Annotated in this window: 17 protein-coding genes; 8 read left to right on the top strand and 9 right to left on the bottom strand. The window is 65.4% G+C overall.

The features are described from left to right. Positions 1-87 precede the first annotated feature (87 nt). The 3 genes from ACUDCK_RS00370 to ACUDCK_RS00380 all read right to left on the bottom strand — a co-directional run bounded on the left by ACUDCK_RS00370 (position 88) and on the right by ACUDCK_RS00380 (position 3,871). A complete protein-coding gene (locus tag ACUDCK_RS00370) occupies positions 88-546 on the bottom strand; it encodes a DUF494 family protein (RefSeq protein ID WP_100503043.1) in 459 nt (152 codons plus the stop codon). A gap of 238 nt (positions 547-784) precedes the next feature. After that, entirely contained in the window at positions 785-2,809 is a 2,025-nt protein-coding gene (locus ACUDCK_RS00375) for a TRAP transporter permease (RefSeq protein ID WP_049070417.1), read from the bottom strand. Positions 2,810-2,911: 102 nt separating this feature from the next. Further along, a complete protein-coding gene (locus ACUDCK_RS00380) occupies positions 2,912-3,871 on the bottom strand; it encodes a TAXI family TRAP transporter solute-binding subunit (protein ID WP_006389462.1) in 960 nt (319 codons plus the stop codon). 198 nt (positions 3,872-4,069) lie between these two features. On the opposite strand from ACUDCK_RS00380, the gene ACUDCK_RS00385 reads away from it, so the two are divergent. Together ACUDCK_RS00385 and ACUDCK_RS00390 are read left to right on the top strand one after the other, a co-directional pair. Next, entirely contained in the window at positions 4,070-5,209 is a 1,140-nt protein-coding gene (locus ACUDCK_RS00385; RefSeq protein ID WP_175167311.1) for a DSD1 family PLP-dependent enzyme, read from the top strand. After that, on the top strand, positions 5,209-6,600 hold the full coding sequence (locus tag ACUDCK_RS00390) for a DUF6630 family protein (RefSeq protein WP_175167310.1): 1,392 nt from the start codon (positions 5,209-5,211) through the stop codon (positions 6,598-6,600). The genes ACUDCK_RS00385 and ACUDCK_RS00390 overlap by 1 nt, the downstream gene beginning before the upstream one ends. A gap of 43 nt (positions 6,601-6,643) precedes the next feature. Here the strand turns inward: ACUDCK_RS00390 and ACUDCK_RS00395 are convergent, their stop codons facing one another. The 5 genes from ACUDCK_RS00395 to ACUDCK_RS00415 all read right to left on the bottom strand — a co-directional run bounded on the left by ACUDCK_RS00395 (position 6,644) and on the right by ACUDCK_RS00415 (position 10,706). After that, a complete protein-coding gene (locus ACUDCK_RS00395; protein WP_006389458.1) occupies positions 6,644-7,381 on the bottom strand; it encodes an amino acid ABC transporter ATP-binding protein in 738 nt (245 codons plus the stop codon). After that, positions 7,362-8,018: an amino acid ABC transporter permease gene (locus tag ACUDCK_RS00400; RefSeq protein ID WP_024067353.1), complete on the bottom strand. Its 657-nt coding sequence runs from the start codon at positions 8,016-8,018 to the stop codon at positions 7,362-7,364. Before ACUDCK_RS00400 ends, ACUDCK_RS00395 begins: the two co-directional genes overlap by 20 nt. Further along, on the bottom strand, positions 8,015-8,683 hold the full coding sequence (locus ACUDCK_RS00405; RefSeq protein WP_006389456.1) for an amino acid ABC transporter permease: 669 nt from the start codon (positions 8,681-8,683) through the stop codon (positions 8,015-8,017). The genes ACUDCK_RS00400 and ACUDCK_RS00405 overlap by 4 nt, the downstream gene beginning before the upstream one ends. A 28-nt stretch (positions 8,684-8,711) precedes the next feature. Next, positions 8,712-9,494, bottom strand: coding sequence for a transporter substrate-binding domain-containing protein (locus ACUDCK_RS00410; RefSeq protein ID WP_054418795.1), 783 nt, complete (start codon positions 9,492-9,494; stop codon positions 8,712-8,714). 246 nt (positions 9,495-9,740) lie between these two features. After that, entirely contained in the window at positions 9,741-10,706 is a 966-nt protein-coding gene (locus ACUDCK_RS00415) for a Bug family tripartite tricarboxylate transporter substrate binding protein (protein WP_175167309.1), read from the bottom strand. Positions 10,707-10,919: 213 nt separating this feature from the next. Between ACUDCK_RS00415 and ACUDCK_RS00420 the strand changes: the two genes are divergently transcribed. The 3 genes from ACUDCK_RS00420 to ACUDCK_RS00430 all read left to right on the top strand — a co-directional run bounded on the left by ACUDCK_RS00420 (position 10,920) and on the right by ACUDCK_RS00430 (position 15,365). Then, positions 10,920-12,113, top strand: coding sequence for an acetylornithine transaminase (locus tag ACUDCK_RS00420; RefSeq protein WP_175167308.1), 1,194 nt, complete (start codon positions 10,920-10,922; stop codon positions 12,111-12,113). A gap of 360 nt (positions 12,114-12,473) precedes the next feature. Then, positions 12,474-14,462 carry an AAA family ATPase gene (locus ACUDCK_RS00425; protein ID WP_175167307.1) on the top strand — a complete coding sequence of 663 codons (1,989 nt, stop codon included), beginning with the start codon at positions 12,474-12,476 and terminating at the stop codon, positions 14,460-14,462. A gap of 570 nt (positions 14,463-15,032) precedes the next feature. Then, positions 15,033-15,365, top strand: a complete 333-nt coding sequence (locus ACUDCK_RS00430) for a hypothetical protein (protein ID WP_006392221.1) — start codon at positions 15,033-15,035, stop codon at positions 15,363-15,365. A 93-nt stretch (positions 15,366-15,458) separates the two neighbouring features. Here the strand turns inward: ACUDCK_RS00430 and ACUDCK_RS00435 are convergent, their stop codons facing one another. After that, entirely contained in the window at positions 15,459-16,415 is a 957-nt protein-coding gene (locus ACUDCK_RS00435; protein WP_175167306.1) for a GlxA family transcriptional regulator, read from the bottom strand. Positions 16,416-16,553: 138 nt separating this feature from the next. Here ACUDCK_RS00435 and ACUDCK_RS00440 point away from each other — a divergent pair, with 138 nt between their 5' ends. The 3 genes from ACUDCK_RS00440 to ACUDCK_RS00450 all read left to right on the top strand — a co-directional run bounded on the left by ACUDCK_RS00440 (position 16,554) and on the right by ACUDCK_RS00450 (position 17,846). After that, positions 16,554-16,865, top strand: a complete 312-nt coding sequence (locus ACUDCK_RS00440; RefSeq protein WP_054440187.1) for a DUF3817 domain-containing protein — start codon at positions 16,554-16,556, stop codon at positions 16,863-16,865. 3 nt (positions 16,866-16,868) lie between these two features. Next, positions 16,869-17,297 (top strand): CopD family protein, encoded by a 429-nt coding sequence (locus tag ACUDCK_RS00445; protein ID WP_064527464.1) that lies wholly within the window; start codon positions 16,869-16,871, stop codon positions 17,295-17,297. A gap of 123 nt (positions 17,298-17,420) precedes the next feature. After that, the gene (locus tag ACUDCK_RS00450) at positions 17,421-17,846 is read left to right on the top strand and encodes a hypothetical protein (RefSeq protein WP_054504346.1); all 426 of its coding nucleotides are present in this window, start codon (positions 17,421-17,423) and stop codon (positions 17,844-17,846) included. Positions 17,847-18,031: the final 185 nt, after the last annotated feature.

Consider the following 18,031-nt stretch of genomic DNA (forward strand, 5'->3'; position numbering starts at 1 on the left):
AGCGGAGTAAGGGGGTTGCGGCGTGGCGACGCCGCGCGCAGGAAGCGCGCGGCGCGGGGATACGAACGCCGGCCGGAGCCGGCGCCGTCAGTGCAGTAAGCGCACGCCGTCTTCGTCCAGCAGCTCTTCCAGGACCAGGTTGTCGATCTCGGCTTCCTGGCTCCAGAGAACCATGAGGGCGATGATCTTGATCTTGGAGAGCGGCACGGGCGATTCCGGCGCCGCCAGACCCCGGTCGATGACGATCTCGCGCAAGGGCGCGGGCAGCACGCCGGCCGATTCCAGGAAGGCGATGAAGCCAATGGATTCGGAGCCGAGCTGCTGGTATTCGTTATCGGTGTAGATCCGGGTACCGGTGGCGGGGGCTTGGGCGAGATCGACGCAGCGTTCGGTGGTTTCGGCCAGGCCGTAGAGCCAGCCGAGCGCGTCATCGATGTCCTCGTGCTCGAACCCGGCGGCGGCCAGCCGTTTGGCCAGCACGTCAGCGGCGGGACAGGCTTGCGGCGTGTAGTAATTCTCGTACAGGTAAACCAGGATATCGAACATATGGCGCAGTCTTGTGCCTGTTTGCACAGTCGGCCCGCATATCGGCAGACCAGCAAACATGAATTTTACTTTACGCTGATTTATTTGCCCGGGCAACCGCCGGAAAGACTGGGAACGGGGGGCGTAGTGGCCTTGCGACAGTCATGAAAACCGCGCGGAAAGGCTGACAGAATAAGGGGTTGCGCGATGTGGCCGGGGCGGACTTCCGGGGTCCGCCCCTCTTTAATACCCCTACGCTTCAGACGGTTTTCGGCGCCGTTTCCAGTTTCAGCTGCGCCAGCTGGCGGATGAACACCGGAATGCAGATGGCCAGTCCGATCAGCCCGCTGGTCAGCCCCGGCAGGATGGTCAGCAGCGCGCCCAGCGTGCACAGCCAGCGCTCCCAGCTTTTCATGCCCACCAGCATGTAGCGCGAGAACGCCGCCGACAGCAGCACCAGCCCCACCATGCAGCCGAACAGCGTCACGAAGAAGTCGTACCACGTGAAGCCCTGCACCGAGATCAGCAGCGATGGCGAGAACACGAACACGAACGGCACGATCAGCTTGGTGATGCCCAGCCGGAACGCGGTATTGCCGGTCTTGAAGGGATCGCTGCCCGCCATGCCCGCCGCCGCGTAGGCCGCCAGCGCCACCGGCGGCGTGATGTCGGCCAGGATGCCGAAATAGAACACGAAGAAGTGCGCCGCGATCGGCTGCACCCCCAGCTGCACCAGCGTCGGCGCGGCCACCGCCACCATGATCAGGTAGTTGGCGGTGGTGGGAATGCCGCAGCCCATCAGGATGCAGACGATGCCCGTCATGATCAGCGCCGCGACCAGCGTCAGCGACTGGGCGTTGGCGATGGTCTCGGGAATGATCGCGCCCGCGACGCCGGCGATCGATTGCGCCGCCGAGATCACGATGTACGAGATCTTGAAGCCCACGCCCGTCAGCGTCACCACGCCGATCACGATGCCCACGGTGCCGGCCGCCGCGCCCACCGCCAGCGCGTACTTGGCGCCGGTCTCGAAGGCTTCGTACAGATCGCGCCAGTGCAGCCGCTGGAACGGATTGAGCAGGCCCACGATGATGCAGCCCGTGATGCCGGCAAACGCCGCCAGGTACGGCGTGCGGCCGCTGGCCAGCACGCCGATCAGCAGGATGAGCGGAATCAGCGTCGGCCAGCGCATCTTGAACGACTGCTTCAGCTTGGGCATTTCCTCGGCCGTCAGCCCGCGCAGGCCCTCGCGCTTGGCCTCGAAGTGCACCTGCATGAACATGCCGAAGAAATACAGAAAGGCCGGGAAGATGCCCGCAATCGCGATCTGCTGGTACGGAATGCCCAGGAACTCGATCATCAGGAACGCCGCCGCGCCCATGATCGGCGGCGTGATCTGTCCGCCCGTGCTGCTGGCCGCCTCCACCCCCGCCGCGAAGTGGCGCGGATAGCCGATGCGGATCATCGCCGGAATGGTCAGCGAGCCCACCGTCACGGCGTTGGCCACCGACGAACCCGACAGCATGCCGAACATGGCCGACCCGAACACCGACACCTTGGCCGGGCCGCCCGCATAGCGTCCGGCGATGGTGGACGCCACGTCCAGGAACAACTGGCCCAGGCCGATGCGCGTGGCCAGCACGCCGAACAGCACGAAGTGGAACACGTAGGTGGCCACCACGCCCACCGCTACGCCGTACACGCCCTGGCTGGTCAGGTACATGTGGTTGACGATCTGCGACCACGTATTGCCCGCGTGCTGCAGCAGCCCGGGGAAATACGGCCCGAAGGCGGCGTAGGCCATGAACACCAGCGCGATGATCGGCAGCGGCCAGCCCATGGCGCGGCGCGTGGCCTCCAGCAACCCGATCAACAGAATCGAGCCCATCAGCACGTCGATCGGCAGCGGGTTGCCGACGCGGAACGCCAGATCCTCGAAGATGTAAGGGATGTACAGCACCGACAGCGCCAGCGCGATGGCGATGATCCAGTCATACAGCGGCACGCCGCCCGGCGCGTACCAGGTGGACTTCGGCTCGCGCTGGTAGTGCGCCTTGGAAAAGCCGAACACCAGGAATATCAGGCTCAGCACGAAGGCCAGGTGCACGCCGCGATGCGTGGCTTCGCGCAGCAGGCCGAAGCCGGCGGTGTAGTAGTGGAACAGCGACAGCGCCACCAGCAGGCCCGAGACGATCCAGGTGGCGCTCTTGTGCAGCGGCCGGAAGCGGATCTCGGAATCGTACTTTTCCGCCAGCTGCTGTGTTTTCTCGTGGTCTATTTCCATAGCCGTGTTTCTCAGGTGAATCGCGAACAGGGCCGCCCGAGGCGGCCCTGTGCAAGCGCGGCGCCGGCGGCCGCGCGCTTCCCGATGGGAATGGATCGGCGCTTACTTCAGCAGGCCGATTTCCTTGTAGAACTTCTCGGCGCCCGGATGGAACGGGATGCCCGCGCCCTTGACCGCGTTGTCGCGGGTGATGAGCTTGCCCTTGGCGTGGCCGTTGTCCAGGGTCTTGCGGGTGGCGTCGCTGTACAGCGCCTTGGTGACGTCATACACCACCTGCTCGGACAGCTTGGCCGACGTCACCATCTGCGCGTTGACCGAGATGGTCTTGACCTCGGGCAGATTCTGGTAGGTGTTGGCGGCGATGGTGTCCGGCGTGAAGAATTCCTGCTTGGCGCGCAATGCGTCGATTTCCGGGCCGACCAGCGACACCAGTTCGATGTTGCCGGAGGACGCCAGTTCGGCGATGGCGCCAGCCGGCGCGCCGCCCACGAAGAAGAACGCATCCAGGCCGCCGTCCTTGAGCTTGTCGCCGGCCTGGTTAGGCTTGAGGTACTCGGCCTTGACGTCCTTGTCGGTCATGCCATAGGCGCCCAGGATCAGGCGCACGTCCACCAGCGTGCCGGAACCCGGCTCGTCCATCGAGACGCGCTTGCCCTTCAGGTCGGCCACGCTCTTGATGCCCGCGCCCTTGCGCGTCACCAGGTGGATGCTCTCCGGATACAGCGTGGCGATCAGGCGCAGGTCCTGCGCCTTGGGCTTGCCTTCGAAGGTGCCGGTGCCGCTGTAGGCCCAGAACGCCACGTCCGACTGCGTGAAACCGGCTTCGAACGAACCGCCCATGATGCCGTTGATGTTGGCCACCGAACCGTTGGAGGCGACCGCGGTGGCGATCAGCTTGCCGGGTTGGGACACGGCGTTGGCGATGATGCCGCCGATGGGGTAGTAGGTGCCGGCGGTGCCGCCGGTGCCGATACGGAAGAACTGCTGGGCTTGCGCGGCCCCGGTCGCGCCGACAGCGGCGGCGGCCATGGCCAGGGTGGCGATCCAATTCCTGAGTTTCATGCGAGCTTCTCCGTTATGAGTGGAAGTAACCTATTGTTGTGTTGAAATTCTGGCACGCCACCCGCCCTGCGCCAATGGCCTGGAAGCTATCGTTTACCAGGGGTTGCCGCAGTGCGGAAACGTCAACGGTCCGGCGTGGGCCATCGCGCGCGGCGGCGGTTCACGGTTACGCCGCAGGTTTGATCACGGAGCTATTCGATGTCCCAAGAAGTCATACGCGGCATTGCGCTGCCCCCGCCCGCCCAGGCCGGCGATCCCCTGGCCAGCGTCGACACGCCCAGCCTGGTGCTGGACCTGGCCGCGTTCGAGGCCAACCTGCGCGCCATGCAGGCCTGGGCCGACAGCCACGAGGTCGCGCTGCGGCCTCACGCCAAGGCCCACAAATGCCCCGAGATCGCGCGCCGCCAACTGGCGCTGGGCGCGCGCGGCATCTGTTGCCAGAAGGTCAGCGAGGCCGTGCCGTTCGTGGCCGCCGGCATCACCGACATCCACATCAGCAACGAAGTGGTCGGCCCGGCCAAGCTGCGCCTCTTGGCCCAACTGGCGCGCGCCGCCAAGCTCAGCGTCTGTGTCGACAATGCCGCCAACCTGGCGCGGATCTCGCAGGCCATGGCCGCGGCCGGCGCCGAGATCGACGTGCTGGTGGAAGTGGACGTGGGCCAGGGCCGCTGCGGCGTGTCCGACGACGCCACCGTGCTGGCGCTGGCGCAGCAGGCGCGCGACCTGCCGGGCGTGACCTTCGTCGGCCTGCAGGCCTATCACGGCTCGGTGCAGCACTTGCGCACCCGCGAAGAACGCGCCGCCGTCTGCCGCCAGGCCGCGCGCATCGCCGCGTCGTATCAACTGCTGCTGCGCGAGAGCGGCATCGCCTGCGACATCATCACCGGCGGCGGCACCGGCAGCGCCGAATTCGATGCCGCCAGCGGCGTCTACACCGAACTGCAGGCCGGTTCCTACGCCTTCATGGACGGCGACTACGGCGCCAACGAATGGGACGGCGCGCTGGCCTTCCAGAACAGCCTGTTCGTGCTGTCCGCCGTGATGAGCACGCCGGCGCCCGACCGCGTCATCCTCGACGCCGGCCTGAAATCCACCACCGCCGAATGCGGCCCGCCCGCGATCCACGGCGCCCAGGGCTTGCAATACGCCGCCATCAACGACGAACACGGCGTGGTGCGCGTCGCATCCGGCGCGCAGCCGCCGGCGCTGGGTGACACGCTGCTGCTGGTGCCGTCGCACGTCGATCCCACCTTCAACCTGCACGACGGGCTGGTGGTGTATCGCGACGGCATCGTGCAGGACATCTGGGAGATCTCGGCGCGCGGGTTCTCGCGCTGATGGCGGCCGCGCCGATCGCGATGGAGCCGTTGTCCTTCGATTGGAAGACGCCGCTGCCGGAACTGCTGGACGGGTTGCGGCAGGCGTATGCGGCGCGCTACCCGGCGCTGGCCGCCGCGCGGCTCGATGCGCTGCGCGCGGCGTTGCGCGATGACCGCGCCGACGACTTCCTGCCGCTGCTGGGCCAGGAACTGGAAGCGCTGGGGCTGGCGCTGATCGAGCAGGACGAAGACGACGACGCCATCCACCTGCTGATCGTGCCGCGGGCCGATGCCGGCGACACGCTGGCGCGGATCGCGGCACAGGGCCGACAAGGTACGCGGCATCGGCAGGCCGGCGCCCCGCAAGGCGCGCCGGCGGCATTGCCGCGCCCCGCTTCCGGTCCGCTGGCGCAGCCTGGCGATTATCTGGACATGGCGCAGTGCGTCCCGCTGGCGCCGGGCTGGGCATGCATGGCCAACCGTGACACGGCGGCGCCGCAACTGGTGGACCTGCATGATTGGCCGGCCCTGCGCGAGGTTGGCGGCAAGTTCCAGCCGCATCGCGGCCTGCTGGCGTCGGCCGTCGCCGCCAACGGCGTCCATGCCTGGATCGAGCAAGGCCCAGACGGCATCGCCAGCACGCCCTATGCCCACCTGCTGCGCGCGCCCCGGGTCGAGGCCGCGCCGCTCAACCGCCCCGGCCTTGCGCTGCCGCCGCGCGCGGCGCAGGCGCAGCGCCGCACGCCCGAATTCAGCCTGGGCTTCGCGGGCGACGACCTGCTGCTGGTGGATCGCGGCATGGTGTTCGTGTACCGGGGCTTTGCCGCGCAGGACGAAGCGGCCGCCATCGAGCCGGCACTGCTGTACACCGCGCCGCCGCAGCGCCGCCCCGTCAGCGACCGCTCGGCGGTGATCCAGACGCCCGACGGCCGCGCCTGCTTGCTGTGCCGTGGCCAGCTTCTGCGGTGGCGCGGCGGCCAGTTGCATCCCCTGGCATTGCGCTATCCCGAGGCGGCATCGGGGGATCTCTCGCATCCCGTCGCCTGCGGCAGCGGCGCCATCGCCTGGCTGGAAGACGACGCGCTTTGCCACGCGGACCTGGACGCCCTTGCCGTCAGCCGCCATGCGCCGCAGCAGATGCCCGCCGGCGGCATGATCCTGCAGTCCCTGCCGCAAGGCTGGCTGCTGCTGGGCCACTGGCATGCGCCGCACCGCAGCCTGGACCTGGGCCAGTTGTGGCATCCCGATTCCGGCCAGGTCCTGCGCATCCGCCACGGCGCGCTCGATCTGGATAGCGGCATCCAGCGCGCGTGGATTTTGCCGGATGGCGGGGTGGTCGTCGGGGGACAACTGCGTCACGTGCGCCTGGGTCGCTTCGACGCATTGTTGGGCCGATTGCCAGCCGCTTGACCCTCGGCGGCCGGGCCATGGCCGCCGCCAGGATCCACGCGCCCTATCCGGCCAGGTCCGTCATCCCCAGGAACTGCCGCAGCTCCGGCGTGGCCGGCGCGGTGAACAATTCCTCCGGCGGCCCGATCTCGTGCACGCGCCCCTGGTGCATGAACACCACGCGGTCGCACACCTCGCGCGCAAAGCGCATCTCGTGCGTCACCATCAGCAGCGTCATGCCGTCGGCGGCCAGCTCGCGCACCACCGCCAGCACCTCGTTGACCAGCTCCGGGTCCAGCGCCGACGTGATCTCGTCGCACAGCAGCGCCAGCGGCTGCATCGCCAGCGCGCGCGCGATCGCCACGCGCTGCTGCTGCCCGCCCGACAATTCCTCGGGCCAGGCGTCGAACTTGTGTGCCAGCCCCACCCGCGTCAGCATCGCCCGCGCCAGGTCGGCGGCCTGGTCCTGTGGCATGCGCTTGGCCACCATCGGCGACAGCATCACGTTGCGCCCCACCGTCAGGTGCGGGAACAGGTTGAACTGCTGGAAGATCATGCCCACCTTCAGCCGCAGCGCGCGCAACCGCAACTCGTCGTCGCCCAGTTGCGCGTCCGCCACCATGATGGCGCCGCTGTCGATTTGCTCCAGCCCGTTCACGCAGCGCAGCAGCGTGCTCTTGCCGGAACCGCTTTTGCCGATGATGGCGATGACCTCGCCGGGCTCGACGCGCAACGTCACCCCTTTCAGGACTTCGTTGTCGCCGAACTTCTTGCGGACGTCTTCAAGGGCGATGAGGGGCATGCAACTTCCTTTCCAGCAGCAGGCTGAGGCGCGACAGGGGCCAGCACAGCGCGAAATAGATCAGCGCGGCGCAGGCATAGACAGTGAAGGGGCTGAAGGTGGCGTTGGTGATCACCGTGCTGGCCTTGGACAGCTCCGTGAAACCAATGATGGAGGTGAGCGCCGTGCTCTTGACGATCTGCACCGCGAAGCCGACGGTCGGCGCCACCGCGATGCGCAGCGCCTGCGGCAGCACCACGTAGCGCATCTGCTGCACGTAGCCCAGCGCCAGGCTGGCCGAGGCTTCCCACTGGCCTTTCGGAATCGCTTCCACGCAGCCGCGCCAGATCTCGGCCAGGAACGCGCCCGACCACAACGTCAGCGCCGCGCCCGCGGCCAGCCACGGCGGCACCTCGACCCCGGCCAGCGACAAACCGAAGAACGCCAGGAACAACTGCATCAGCAGCGGCGTGCCCTGGAACAGTTCGATATACGCCCAGCTCACGCGCCGCAGCAGCGCCACGCGCGAGGTCCGCATCATCAGCGCCAGCATGCCCATCAGCGCGCCGCCGGCAAACGCCACCAGCGACAGCACGACGGTCCAGCGCGCCGCCAGCAGCAGGTTGCGGACAATGTCCCAGGTGGTGAACTCGATCATCGCGCCGCCTTGCGGAACAACCGCCTGCCCGTCATGCGCAGCAACTGGCGCAACAACACCGCCAGCACCAGATAGATGCCGGTGGTTACGAAATACACCTCGAACGCGCGGAAATTGCGCGACTGGATGAAATTGGCCGCGAACGTCAGGTCCTCGGCCGCGATCTGCGAGCACACCGCCGACCCCAGCATCACGATCACGATCTGCGACGACAGCGCCGGCCAGATGCGCGCCAATGCGGGTTTCAGCACCACATGGCGGAACACCTGCAAGCGCGTCATCGCCAGACTGGCGCCGGCCTCGTACTGGCCCTTGGGCGTGGCGTCGATGCCGGCGCGGATGATCTCGGCGCTGTAGGCGCCCAGGTTCAGCGCCATCGCCAGGCAGGCCGCCTGCATCTCGCTGAACTGCACGCCCAGCGACGGTAGCCCGAAAAACACGAAAAACAACTGGATCAGGAACGGCGTGTTGCGCACCACCTCCACATAGGCGGTGACCGGCGCGCGCAGCCAGCGCGGCCCCTGCGTGCGGGCCCAGGCGCAGGCGATGCCCAGCGCCACGCCCGCCACCGCGCCAAACGCGATCAGCTCGACCGTCACGCCAATGCCCTTGATGAGCACCGGCGTGTAGTCGAACACGGAAGCGAAGTCGAATTGATAAGCCATGAACAGCGCTCCGGCGCGCGCGCCTGCCTTACAGATCCTTGGGCAGATCGGCGCCCAGCCACTTCTTGGAGATCGCCGTCAGCGAGCCGTCGCGCTTGGCGTTGGCCAGGATCTCGTTGACCTTGGCGCGCAGCTTCGGCTCGTCCTTGTTCAGGCCGATATAGCAGGGCGAATCCTTGATCAGGAACTTGGTCTCCGGCTTCTTCGGCGGGTTGCGCGCCAGGATCGCGGCCGCCACCACGTTTCCCGTGGCGATCAGCGGCACCTGACCCGACAGAAAGGCGGTGATGGTGCCGTTGTTGTCTTCATAGCGCTTGAGCGTGGCGGTGGGCGGGGCGATCTTGGTCAGCTCGATGTCCTCGACCGCGCCGCGCGTCACGCCGATGGTCTTGCCCGCCAGGTCGGCGGCCGACGCCACCTTCACATCGGCCGGCCCGAACACGCCATTGAAGAACGGCGCATACGCGTCGGAGAAATCGATCGCCTTCTCGCGCTCCGGATTCTTGCCCAGGCTGGAGATCACCAGATCCACCTTGCGGGTCTGCAGGTACGGCACGCGGTTGGCGCTGGTCACCGGCACCAGCTCCAGCTTCACGCCCAGCTGCTTGGCGATCAGCGCGGCCGTGTCGATGTCATAGCCCAGCGGCTTCATGTCGGCACCGACCGAGCCGAACGGCGGGAAGTCCTGCGGCACCGCGACCTTGAGGGTGCCGCGCTTGACGATATCGTCCAGGGTGTCGGCATGCGTGAGCGGCGCGGCCAGCAGCGTGGCGGCGGTGCAAAGGGACAGCAACAGGGTTCTACGGTTCATGAGGAACTCTCCAGGGCGCGCCGCCCCGGGAGCGGGGTCGAGCGTTGCACACCAATTCGGTATACAAAACTGGAAAAGCAAGTTCCGTGCCATTTTGCGGCGCCGTGGCGCGCGCCTATTGCTCCTCGCCCAGCGCACCAGGGTGGTGCATCATGCGCCGTTGCGGCGCATACGTGGCACCGGATCGGCACCACGGCGAGCGCCGGGGCGGGAACCGCCCCGCCACCGGCTCCTGCGGGACAGTCGTCAGTCCACCTGCGCGCCCGACTGCTTGACCGCCTTGCCCCACTTGTCGACCTCGCCGGCGATGAACGCGCCGGTGGCCTCGGGCTTCATCGGCATCGGCTCCGCGCCGCGATCACGGAAGAACTTCTGCATCTCGGGCGTGCCCAGCACGTGGCCGATCTGCTGGCTCAGGTAGTTGGTCACAACCGGCGGCGTGTCACGCGGCGCCAGCACCGCCGCCCAGCCGATCGCCTCGAAACCCGGATAACCGCTCTCGGCCACCGTCGGCACGTCCGGCAACTGCGGCAGGCGCTTGGCCGTCGTCACCGCCAGCGCCACCGCCTTCTTGCTCTGCACGTGCGGCAGCCCCGCCGTCACCGAATCCACCATCAACGGCACCTGGTGCCCCAGGAAATCCGCCTGCGCCGGGCCGCTGCCCTTGTACGGAATATGGCGGATGTCGATATTGGCCGCCGCCTTGAACATCTCGGCCGACAGATGCTGCGTGCCGCCGATGCCCGCGCTGGCATACGCCAGCTCGCCCGGATTGGCGCGCGCCTGCTTGACCAACTGCTGCAGCGACGTGATGCCCGAAGCCGGCGTCGCCAGGAACATCAGCGGCACCGAGAACACCCCCGACACCGGCGCGAAATCCTTGGTCAGGCTGTAGTTGATGGTCTTGTACAGCGTCTGGTTCACCGCCGCGGCCGAGCCCGCGATCACCAGCGTGTAACCGTCCGGCGTCGCGCGCGCGGCCTGCTCCATGCCGATATTGCTGCCGGCGCCGGCGCGGTTCTCCACCACGATCGGCTGCTTGACCGCCGTGCCCAGCTTCTCGGCCAGCGCGCGGGCGAAGATATCGGTGGCCTGCCCCGGCGGGAACGGCACGATCAGGCGGATGGGACGGTCGGGATACTCGGCATGCGCGGCCGTCGCGGCCGCCGCCAGCACCAGGCCGGCGGCAAGACTGGAAAGAATTCGTGTCATGATCGGTCAGTAAAAAACGACAAAGCGCGGCGTCCGGCGCCGGCCCTGTTGCATAAAATAGAGAGCCCCGCGCAAGCGGCCCTTTTGGGGCGGCCGTGGGGCGGATCGGCTGGGGGTGCGACACGATAGCATTCCCCCGCCGGTGCTAAATTCGGCATTTAGCGTTTCCCCTTCTTTTTCAACCCCTGTTCTCTCCTTTCAGCAGGAACCGCCATGGAATTCAGCCAGTACAACGTCAACGCCCTCATGGAGATCACCTCCCGTCCGGACCTCGTGTTCGTGCGCGGCCAGGGGTCCTGGCTGGAGGATCACGCGGGCAAGCGATACCTGGACTTCGTCCAGGGCTGGGCCGTCAACACCCTGGGCCACAGCGCCCCGGAAATGCAGAAGGCCCTGCTGGACCAGTCCAAGCTGCTGATGAACCCGTCGCCGGCGTTCTACAACCTGCCCTCCATCGAACTGGCCACCCGCCTGACCGGCGCGTCGGTCTTCGACCGCGTCTTCTTCGCCAACAGCGGCGGCGAAGCCAACGAAGGCGCCATCAAGCTGGCGCGCAAATGGGGCCAGGTCAACAAGAAAGGCGCCTACAAGATCATCACCATGAACCACGGCTTCCACGGCCGTACCCTGGCCACGATGTCGGCGTCCGGCAAGCCGGGCTGGGACAAGATGTTCGCGCCGCAGGTGGAAGGTTTCCCGAAGGCCGAGATCAATGATCTGGAATCGGTGCGCAAGCTGATCGACGACCAGACCGTCGCCATCATGCTCGAACCCGTCCAGGGCGAAGCTGGCGTCATCCCGGCGACGAAGGAATTCATGCAGGGCCTGCGCAAGCTGGCGGATGAGCACAAGCTGCTGTTTATTGTTGATGAAGTGCAGACGGGGATGGGGCGCACGGGCACCCTGTTCGCCTACCAGCAATCCGACGTGGTGCCGGACATCATGACGCTGGCCAAGGGGATTGGTGGTGGGGTGCCGTTGGCTGCGCTGTTGGCGCGTCAGGAAGTTTGCGTGTTCTCGCATGGGGACCAAGGTGGCACGTATAACGGGAATCCGTTGATGGCGGCTGTCGGGGTGGCGGTGTTCGACGCCCTGGCTGCGCCGGGCTTTATGGAAGCGGTTAATGCGCGTGCCAAGCAATTGTCCGAAGGCCTGCTGGCTTTGTCGGCCAAGTACGGCATGAAGGGCGAGCGTGGGATGGGGCTGCTGCGTGCGCTGGTGATGGATCGCGATGATGGCCCCGCCATCGTCGAAGCCGCGCGCAATCTGGCGCCGAATGGGCTGCTGCTGAATGCGCCGCGGGGGAATTTGCTGCGGTTTATGCCGGCGTTGAATGTGACGGCTGAGGAAATCGATACGATGCTGACGCAGCTGGATGGGTTGATTGCGCAGGTGCGTAAGGCTTGAGTATTGTTTTATCGTAGGTGAAACAAGGGCTGCTTCTGCAGCCCTTGTTTTTTCCATATGACTATTTATTTGGCATCGAAATCGAATTACGACCGCTTTCGGCCAGGAGCAGCCCGTGGCATCACTCGCTCGGCTGTCCGCATGAGGCCGGTTGCAGCCCTTCGAGTGGCGATGCGGGACCGTCTGCAAAGCGACAAGGTGCTGACCCCACAAGGCTTTTTGTTTGCTTGGTCGCGCAGGCGAGTCGCTTTGGTGGTCACCGCTTTACTGCGTTGAAGGACATCTTCCAGGTTCCTCCTCCGTGATGGCGGCCCCCGATATGCTGACTTACAATGTGTAACTTCAACGACTGGAGGCACTATGATTCTTGTATCGGCGAAAGTGGGCCCGTTCCGTTCGATGAACAGCGAACAAACGGTTGAGATAGACCCAACCGTCACGGTTTTCGTTGGTATGAATGAAGCGGGGAAGACGGTTCTCTTAAAGGCGCTTCATAAGTCGTCCGACGCAGTTGGTGAGGATGAGTTTGATCCAGTTGACGACTACCCGCGAAAGGATCTCTCGTCGTACTTGAAGCAGCACAAGACGGCACCCGCCACTGCAACAGTTCTGACATACGAACTGGAGGAGTCGGAGGTTGGCGCTGCAAATGAGGCGCTCAAGACCAAACTTCCCTCTGGATATCGGTTTGCCGTCACCCACAAGTACGACAACACGATCCAGCTGTCACTGCCAGTTGACGAGACACCGGTGATACAAGCATTCGCCAAGACGCTGAGCTCCGACGCGCAGACTGCTATGAAGGAAGCGAAAACCCTCCGGGCAATTCCCGATCTGCTCAAAGAGGCCAGCCTGACAGCCGAGGACAACGCTGCGCTTGCAAGCCTGAATACGCGCCTTCAGGCGACGAAGTGGCCAAGTGTTTCTCAGTGGGAAGTCTGGTCCCATGTGCAGGCGAACGTACCCAAGTTCCTCTACTTTAGTGACTACGACATACTGCCCGGCAAAATGAATTTAGCCGACCTCGCACAACGTGCTGAGGCGGCGAAGAACGATCCCAAGCAGCTGACCGCGGCACACCGCTCGGTACTGGCCTTGCTGAGAATGGCCGACATTTCGATGGAAGACCTCGTAAGCCCGGGCAGCTATGAGGAGTTGAAGGCGAAGATCGAAGGCGTCTCGATCAGCCTTACAGATCAGGTCATGGAGTTCTGGAAGCAGAACGAGGACTTGGAAGTGGAAGTCGACCTCAAGGCCGATCCAACTGATGCTGTGCCATTCAACAACGGGGCCAACCTCTACCTGCGTATCAAGAATCGCAGGCATCGCGGAGTTAGCACGCCATTCGATCAGCGCAGCCGCGGATTCATCTGGTTCTTTAGTTTTTTGGTCTGGTTCGACAGTGTCCAGCATCAACTCGACCCATCGGGAAAGAGTGCAGGAAAAAAACTGATTCTGTTGCTGGATGAGCCGGGGTTGGCTCTTCATGCGCTCGCTCAGGCTGATTTTCTTCGGTACATCGATCGCCTCGCACAAGACCATCAAGTTCTCTACACGACGCATTCACCGTTCATGATCCACTCAGACCGACTCCACCAGGTACGGCTGGTGGAGGACCAGCTCAAAGTAGGCACGGTCATCTCCTCGAACCTTAACGGATCTGATCCACGAACAATATTCCCACTGCAGGCCGCCTTGGGATGGACGATCGCTCAGAACCTGTTCATATCTGAACGCAATCTCTTGGTCGAAGGGCCATCTGAACTGATCTATCTGCAGGTGGTGTCTAGCCTATTCGACGCAAAAGGCACGCCGGGACTTCGCGCCGACCTTACGATCGTACCGACGGGCGGATTGGACAACGTCGCGACGTTTGTATCTCTGCTTGGTGCAAGTGGGTTGAAGCTTGCGGTGCTCCACGACTACAAGGGGTCTCCGGAGCAAAAGTTGGCTGTACTTGTTCGCGACAAGCTTCTCAACGCCAAGTCGCTTTTCAACGTTTCGCAGTTTCGCGATGAGAAGAAGTTTGGGCAGAGCACAACCCCGACCGACATCGAAGATCTCTTCACCCCGAGCCTTTACTTGAAGTACTTCAACGCGACGTTTGCTAAGCAGCTTGCCGGGAGAGAATTGAACGAAGCTGATTTGCCAGCAGGCGATCGGATCGTGCGCCGCTTGGAAAAGTACGTTGAAGCCAATGGGATCTCGCTTAGGCCGTCGGGCGGATTCAACCACTATGCCGTTGCATCTCAGTTCGCTTCATCACCTCCCAAGTCACTGGACGTCGCGACGTCCGCAAGATTCGCCGCACTGTTTGGGGCAATCAACGACGTGTTCGATGCGAGCTGAGAGACGAGTATGCCAATCCTGGTGAGCGCTAAAGCCCACTTCGACACCGATCTAGCCCGAGCTCGAGCGTTGCTGGTCCACACAGCTCAAGTAGCAATCTGCGCTGACCTTACCGTTGCGTGCGCAGTTGTTCAGCGCGAAAGTCGGCAACGCACCGGTGATCCGAACTGAACGGTGCGTGACTCGATGTCTGCTTACCGTTGCGGAGCGGCCATTGGCCTTAACCTGTTGAACTTCCGCTCCGGGTCGAAAGCAGACATCACTTGGTGTCTGTGCCAGTGGCCAAATTGCCTCACTTTGCAGATAAGGGGCTGCCCATCGCCTTATACTCCCTACACTACTGTCACCAACGGTAGCCCGGTTTGGAAGCCGGCAATGTCTTTGGCGGACCGCCGCCGCTTGGCGGCTTTTTCACGTCCGTACGCCTCTGCACGTCCCTATGGGCGGGCCCTGGCGAGGGTGCGTTCGCGCACGCCGGTTTCCAAAGACGCCGGTCTTCCAACCTTGCCTTGCGCCCGCCCACCCCATTTGGAAGTGGGGAGCGGGCTTCATCAGTCTTTGGAGCCTGTCATGCAATCCCACCCCCTCACCCAAAACCCCTGGCTGGTCGACACCGACCCCGAACTCGGCCCAGTCCCCCTCTCCCACCTCTACAACATCGAACGCGCCCGCTACGCCATCCAGACCATCGCTCGCCTGGTCGGCAACAGCGCCTCGGAACCCGCCGCCACCGGCAGCCAGCCGCTGGACGCATGGACGGTGGCCGCGTTGATGGGCGGCGTGGAGGGCCTGTGCGATCACCTCGGCACCCTGACCGACGCCATGCTGGAATCGGCCCGCGCCTACGCCGATGACGCCGCGTTCGACGCCGCAACGCACAACGCGCCGCGCTCGATCCAGTAACCCGAAAAAGACCAACGGCCTGCCGCGCAACGCGTCAGGCCAGTTCCAGGCCGCCAAGCGTCAGGCCGCCGCATCCCAAGCAACAAGCCACCCTCACGCCGCCCGCCGGAACGCCCGTCGATACCCCGTCGGGCTCGTCCCCACGATCCCCGTGAAATGCTCCCGCAGCGACACCGCTGACCCGAACCCCACCTCCATCGCCACCCGCTCCACCGGCAGGTCCGTCGTCTCCAGCATCTCGCGCGCACGATTCACCCTCGCCTGGATCACCCATTGCAGCGGACTCACCCCCAGCAGTTCCTGAAACCGCCGGTTCAAGGTGCGCACGCTGACCGCGGCCTGGGCGGCCAGCGCGGCGACGGTCAGGTTCTCGGCCAGCCGGTGTTCGATCCAGTGCAGCAGCGGCGTCAGGTCGGTGTGCGAGGCCGGCGTGGGCCGGACGATGAATTGCGCTTGGCCGCCGGCGCGTTCCAGCGGCACGACGGCCAGGCGGGCACTGTTGGCGGCGACGGCGGCGCCGTGGTCGCGCTTGATCATGTGCAGGCACAGGTCCATGCCGGCGGCGGCGCCGGCGGAGGTCAGGACCTGGCCGTTGTCGACGAACAGGACGTTGGGGTTGACGTCGATGGCGGGGTAGCGGCGCGCGAGCAGGCCGGCGGCTTTCCAGTGGGTGGTGGCCTTGAGGCCGTCGAGGATGCCGCTGGCGGCCAGGACGAAGGCGCCGGTGCAGATGGAGGCGATGCGGGCGCCCCGGGCGTGGGCGTGGCAGACCAGGTCGAGGATGTCGTCCGGGACGCTGTCGGCCGGGTCGGCCAGGCCGGGGATGACGAGGGTGTCGGCGCCGCGCGCGGCGTCCAGGCGGTGGCGGATGTGCAGGTCGTAGGCGTGGGTGCGGACGCGGGGTTTGCCGGCGTGGACCTGCACGGCGTAGGGGCGGCGGCCGTCGAGGGTTTCGGCGAGCTGGAAGATCTCGCAGGGGATGGACAGGTCGCCCGCGACGAGGCCGTCGAAGGCGAGCACGGCGACGCGGTGCGGGGTGGGCGGGGGCATGGGGCTGGGGCCTCGAGATGGGTCGGGCGGACGGCGGCGCACGGTTGGCGGATTTCTTTCGAAGATTGGCATTTTGGCCAATGGCTGGCGATTGCGCCAGCCCGGACAATGCCGCTCATCCTGTTGCGAGACGCTGCCATGCCCCTGAAAGACGCCGATGCTTCGACCCCTGCTCTCTTCAAGTGGGCGGCCATGCTGGAAGGGGTGACGCTGCTGGCGCTGCTGGGCATCGCGGTGCCGTTGAAGCATCTGGCCGGGATGCCGCAAGGGGTCTCGTGGGTGGGGCCGGTGCATGGGGTGGCGTTCATGGTCTATATCGCGCTGGCGTGCAATGTGGCGTCGGCGCAGGGTTGGCCGCGCCAGCGGCTGGTGTGGACGTTGGTGGCGACGCTGGTGCCGTTTGGCGGCTTCGTGATCGCGCGTTCGCTGCGCCGCGCGCGGGAGGCGTGAGCGATGGCGTATCTGCTGATCAAGTCGCTGCACCTGGCGCTGGTGCTGTTCTGGGTGGCGGGGATGGTGGTGCAGGCGTTCGTGCTGGCGGCGGCCGACAAGCTGCCGGGCCCGGCCTTGCCGCAGGAGCTGGCGCGCCTGCGCCTGCTGCGCAAGTGGGAACGGTTGCTGACCACGCCGTCGATGGTGGGCGCGTTGGCCAGCGGCGTGTATCTGGCGACGAGCGCGGGCTGGTTTGGCAGCGGGTGGCTGTCGGTGAAGCTGGCGTTGGTGCTGTTGCTGGCGGCGGTGCACGGGATGCAGGCGGGACGGCTGCGGCGGTTGGCGGAGGCGGCGGGCGACGTCACTGAGGCGAGTCGTGCGCGGTTGATGCCGGTGGTGCTGGCCGCGCCGGTGCTGATCATTCTGCTGGTGGTGATGAAGCCGTTCTGACCTCCACCGTGAGGCGCAGTCATTCGCTTCGTCCGAAACCCACGGCCCGCACGCGCATGGATACGTTGAAGCCCTTCAAAATGGGTTTCAGTCTATCCACGATAGTGATACGCGTGCATTGCCATGAATGCCCTGTTTGTCGAACGGCCCGAGTTCTCGCGCGACCGCGAGAAGTTCCTGGACGATGACGCATTTCGCGCGCTGCAATGCATGATGCTGAAAATGCCGGAGGCGGGCGTGGTGCTCGAAGGCACGGGCGGACTGCGCAAGCTGCGCTACGCCGATCCTCACCGCAGCCGGGGCAAGCGCAGCGGCCTGCGGGTGATCTATTACTGGTGCGATGCCGAACGGCAATTCTGGCTGTTCCGGCTGTACGTCAAGGTGGACGTGGACGAAGACACCGTCGGCCGCCGTAGGGTGTCAGGCAAGCAACTGGCGCGGGCGCTGGCCAAGCCGGGGCGGTCCCTTGAGGCCACGACACGGCAATCACGCAAGCGTTCGTCGCATTATCGGGCGCCGAAGCATTCGGCGAAGGTGGGCCTGGACTGAATGGACGAAAGGCATTGCGCGAGACCGGCGCGGGGCTTTCGATCCCATCCACCGTGATTTCCGCCGATGCGCGGATTACCCACACAACACGTCATTCATCCGATTTTCGCGCGTGTCACGCTGAATCTCGGATCGTTCCTACGTCTTGCACGAACGGGGCACGGCTAAAAGTGAAGCCCTGCATG

This window comes from Achromobacter sp. CF-sbj1-Ac2-l (assembly GCF_052698165.1).